At 64.3% G+C, this 4,605-nt stretch carries 4 protein-coding genes; all 4 read left to right on the top strand.

The features are described from left to right. Positions 1 to 610: 610 nt before the first annotated feature. Complete coding sequence (locus NZM16_RS07985; RefSeq protein WP_295479783.1) at positions 611 to 1,822, top strand: 2,3-bisphosphoglycerate-independent phosphoglycerate mutase; 1,212 nt, start codon at positions 611 to 613, stop codon at positions 1,820 to 1,822. 273 nt (positions 1,823 to 2,095) lie between these two features. Then, on the top strand, positions 2,096 to 2,977 hold the full coding sequence (locus NZM16_RS07990; RefSeq protein ID WP_295479784.1) for a M28 family peptidase: 882 nt from the start codon (positions 2,096 to 2,098) through the stop codon (positions 2,975 to 2,977). Between the two features lie 188 nt (positions 2,978 to 3,165). Next, entirely contained in the window at positions 3,166 to 4,161 is a 996-nt protein-coding gene (locus NZM16_RS07995) for an LLM class flavin-dependent oxidoreductase (RefSeq protein WP_295451536.1), read from the top strand. Between the two features lie 25 nt (positions 4,162 to 4,186). Beyond that, a partial coding sequence (locus NZM16_RS08000) for a PaaI family thioesterase (RefSeq protein WP_295479786.1) occupies positions 4,187 to 4,605 on the top strand: 419 nt, incomplete at its 3' end.

Genomic DNA, 4,605 nt, shown 5'->3' on the forward strand with positions numbered 1-4,605 from the left:
GGGGGGGGGGCGGCGCCGCCCCGCGCCCCCCGCACCGCCCCCGAAAGATTTTTCTCCCCCCACCTCACGGCCCTCCGGGCCTTGGGGAGGGAGGAGAAAAGGGGGAGGGGTAATCTTCCGGACAGGCTTTGGGTCCTCAAATCCCCACTGGATCACTGGACAAGGCACTGGGGAGGAGGCGGAAAAATCTTTTTGGGCTGGGGCGCTGCTGAAGGCGGCGCTCCAGCCCCCAACCCCCCGGGAGAGTTTGAAAGTCGCAGGCGGCGTTGAACGTTTGGAGGTGGGCAGGGCTGCCGAAGGCGGCCCCGCCCGTCCCCAAACCTCCTCTACTTGGGTGGGCTAAGACTCCTCTCTCTTCCCGCGGCTCGAAGGGCCGCGGGAAGGGGGATCAAAGATTTCAGTTCGTGTTTAGACCACAGGTGGATGGCTGGGCTCGATGGCCGGTAAAGACCTGGAAGGGTGGGGCAGCAAAGTCTCCTGCCCCATCACCTAAACCCATATCACGAAGCGGGATGGGGAAGACAGGGGAAGAGACGATTAGGCCTTTTCTCACCATCGAGCGGCTCGCTTTCTTACACTTCCGAAATCTCCTATAACGGAGGAAGACCCCATGGCGGATCTCAACCTGATCGCGGAGCTCGCCACGGAGGGCACGACCAAGATCGTGCTGCTGGTCATGGATGGCCTGGGCGGGATGCCCGTAGAGCCCGGAGGGCCGACGGAACTGGAGGCCGCCCACACGCCGAACATGGACCGTCTCGCGGCGGAGGGCACGCTGGGCCTCCATATCCCGGTGCGGCCTGGATTGGCCCCCGGAAGCGGCTATGCCCATCTGGCTCTCTTCGGCTACGATCCGCTGGCCTACCCGGTTGGACGGGGAGTGCTGGAGGCGGTCGGAATCGGCTTCCCCCTGGAGCCTCATGATGTGGCCGCCCGGGGCAACTTCGTTACCGTGGATGCGGAAGGCCGAATTGTGGATCGACGCGCAGGCCGGATCCCAACGGAGGTGAACGCCCGCCTGGTGGAGCGCCTGCGGTCCATCCGCCTGGAGGGTGTGGAGATATTCGTGGAGCCGGTGAAGGAGCATCGCTTCATCCTGGTGCTGCGCGGAGAAGGGCTCTCCCCCGCGCTGACAGAGACCGATCCGGGGAAGACCGGCGTGCCGCCGATGCCCGTCCATGCGCTTCAGCCCGAAGCGGAACGGACCGCAGCGTTGGTCAACCAGTGGATCGAGCACGCGCGGGCGATCCTGGCCGATGCCCATCCGGCGAATATGGTCACCCTGCGCGGGTTCGATTGTCCCCCGCGCCTGCCGTCTTTCCAGGACGTCTACAAGCTCCGCGCCGTCGCCGCCGCCGTCTACCCGATGTATCGCGGGGTGGCCCGTCTGGTTGGCATGGAAACCCTCGATGTCCACGGAGATACCCCCGCCGAGATCTTCCGGGAAGCCATCGCCCACTGGGATCGCTTCGATTTCTTCTTCATCCACATTAAGCCCACAGACAGCCGGGGGGAGGATGGGGATTTCGAGGCCAAGGTTCGGGTGATCGAGGCCGTGGACGCCGCCCTGCCGATCCTGCTGGAGCGGCAGCCGGATGTCCTGGTGATTACCGGCGATCACTCCACGCCGGCTGCCCTGCGAACCCACACCTGGCACCCAGTCCCGGTGCTCCTCTGGGCGCCGCGGACCGCCCGACCGGATGGTGCGCCCGGCTTTGGAGAGCGAGCGTGCCGGACTGGGGGGCTGGGGATCTTCACGGCCACGGATCTCATGCCCATGATCCTGGCTCATGCCGGCCGCCTTTCCCGGTTAGGAGCGTGAGGGCCTTCGCGGATGTTGGCGGGATAAGGTAAAAGCGGGGGGTCGGCTTCGCCGCCGGTCCTGCGACTCCAGGCTTGCAACCGGGACCCCCGGGCTTCCGATCTCGCTGTTGAGAGGGAAGAGCGAGGTTTTTGGGGGGCGGGTGGGGCCATCGAAGGCGGCCCTGCCTGCCCCTAAACCCCTGGGAATCCCGATCGGCTCTCCCGAGGAGAGAGGCTGCCGGGTGCGGCCTTCCAGGCCCTCCCGAAATCTCCGATCATAGGGGTGAACGCGTTGCGTGGAAGCGATCGTATCCCCGCTTGCGGGATGGGGATTTTCCTTCTACTCCTTGCCGCATGCCTCCCATCGCCTCCCGCCGTGGAACGCCGCTTCGATGGTCAGGCAGCGTTCCGCCACATCCAGGCCCAACTGGCGATGGGCCCACGTTATCCCGGGAGCTCCGGCTGGGAACAGGTGCAGCGCTACATCCAGGACCATGTGACCCGCGAGGGTTGGCGCTTTGAGGTTCAGCCCTTCGTTGCCTCGGGGATCTCCGGGCGCAACCTGATCGCCCGCGCCGGCCATGGTCCGGTGATCCTGGTGGGGGCGCATTATGATACCCGTCGCCGGGCGGATCGGGATCCAGAACGCCCGGAGGATCCGGTGCCCGGGGCCAACGACGGAGCGAGCGGTGTGGCGGTGCTGCTGGAGCTGGCCCGCGCGCTGGATCGTCCGCGCCTGCGCTATGAGGTCTGGCTGGTTTTCTTCGACGCGGAGGATCAGGGGGAGCTGGACGGCCTTCCCTGGATCATCGGTTCCACTCATTTCGCGGCCATGCTCACGACGACCCCCACCGCCATGATCCTGGTGGACATGGTCGGGGATGCCGACCCGCAGTTCTATTATGAACGGCATTCGGATCCCGTGTTGCGCGAACGGCTCTGGCGGATCGCGGCGGAGCTGGGTTATCGAGAATGGTTTATTCCGGAACCCCGCTGGGCGCTGATCGATGATCATCTTCCCTTCCTGCAGCGGGGCATTCCTGCGGTAGATATCATCGATTTCGATTACCCGGCATGGCATACCACCGCCGACACCCTGGATCGCGTCTCCCCCCATACCCTGGAGGCGGTCGGCCGGGTGCTGGAGCACTTCCTGGAGTCCGAGCCGCCGTAGCCAGCTGGGGTCCTGGGGTTGAGGCGGATTGCCGAAGATGGTCTGCAGTCCCCAGGATTGCGGTCAGGCGAGGCTGGATGAATAATACGCTTGTTGGTTAATCGATAAGGAGAGGTTTCATTGCTCCATCCTCTGGCATGGCCAGCGGTGTAAGCCCTGACGAGAACAACTGCCACCAGGAGGCTCCCATGCCGGAACGCGTCGCTCTTTACCTCCAGGACGCTCACGATCTCCGGGAAGCCATGCGCTATGTGCAGTATGCAGAGCAACGTGGTTTTGAGGCTGTCTGGCAAGCGGAATCCCGTCTGGTGCGCGACGCCATTGTGCCGATGGCCGCTTACGCCGCCGTCACCGAGCGGATTAAGGTCGCCTCCGGGGTGATTAACAACTGGACTCGCAACCCGGCCCTCATCGCAGCGACTTTTCTCACCCTGGACGACCTTGCTCCGGATCGAATCATCCTGGGCATCGGCGCCTGGTGGGATCCCCTGGCCTCCAAGGTCGGCATTAAACGGGAAAAGCCCCTGAAAGCGATGCGGGAAGTGGTGACCGTGGTGCGCGACCTCCTGGCCATGAAACGGGTGACCTTCCACGGCGAGTTCGTTCATCTCACCGATGTCGAGCTGGATGTGGTGTATGGGCGTCGGGAGCCGCGCAACGTGCCGATTTACATCGGGGCGACCGGCATGCAGATGATGGAGCTGGCGGGCGAGATCGCGGACGGCGTGCTGCTGAATTACCTGGTCTCCCCGAAATACAACGAGATGGCGCTCCATCATCTGGAGATCGGAGCGAAGCGGGCCGGCCGACGCGTGGAGGACATCGATCGGCCTCAGCTGGTGGTGTGTTCGGTGGACCACGACCGCAAGAAGGCGCTGGACAGCGCCCGAAAGCTGGTGACCCAGTATCTGGGCCAGCAGCCCCACATTATGAAAGCCAGCGGAGTGCCTCAGGAACTCCTGGACGAAATCGGCCGCGTCCTCACATGGCCTGCGACCCCGGAGCAGATCGAGCGAGCGATGGAGCTGGTGCCGGACGAGATCGTCCAGCTGATCACCGCCAGCGGATCCCCTGAGGAGGTCCGCCGCAAGGTTGACGAATATCGCGCGGCGGGATGCACATGCCCGGTCCTATACCCCCTGGGCGACGTCCGGTTGATGATCGACATCTTCGCTCAGGCATAACGTTGAAACCGGAACAGGGGTTACGATGACCTGGTCTCCCCAGCCCAATTCCCGCATGTGCTTTGTTTGCGGCCTGCAGAACCCTGCCGGCCTGAAGGTCCGCTTCTATGAAGATGGGAAGACCGTTGTGCGGGCAGAGGTCGTGATCCCGGCGGTGTTTCAGGGATATCCGGGAGTGGCTCATGGGGGAGTGGTTGCTGCCCTGCTGGATGAGGCAGCTGGACGCGCGTTAATGATCGGGGCTCCCGAGCGCTTTATGGTCACTGCCCAGCTGAGCGTTCGCTATCATCATCCGGTCCCCACCGGACAAACGCTCCTTCTGATCGCTTGTCCGCTTCGTGTCGGATCCCGCCTGGCCCGAGCGCGGGCGGAGCTTCGCCGGCTGGATGGAACGCTCTGCGCGGAAGCGGAGGCCATCCTGGTGAACGTGCCTCCAGAGATCCA

The sequence above is a fragment of the Thermoflexus sp. genome (assembly GCF_025055495.1).
GTDB lineage: Bacteria > Chloroflexota > Anaerolineae > Thermoflexales > Thermoflexaceae > Thermoflexus.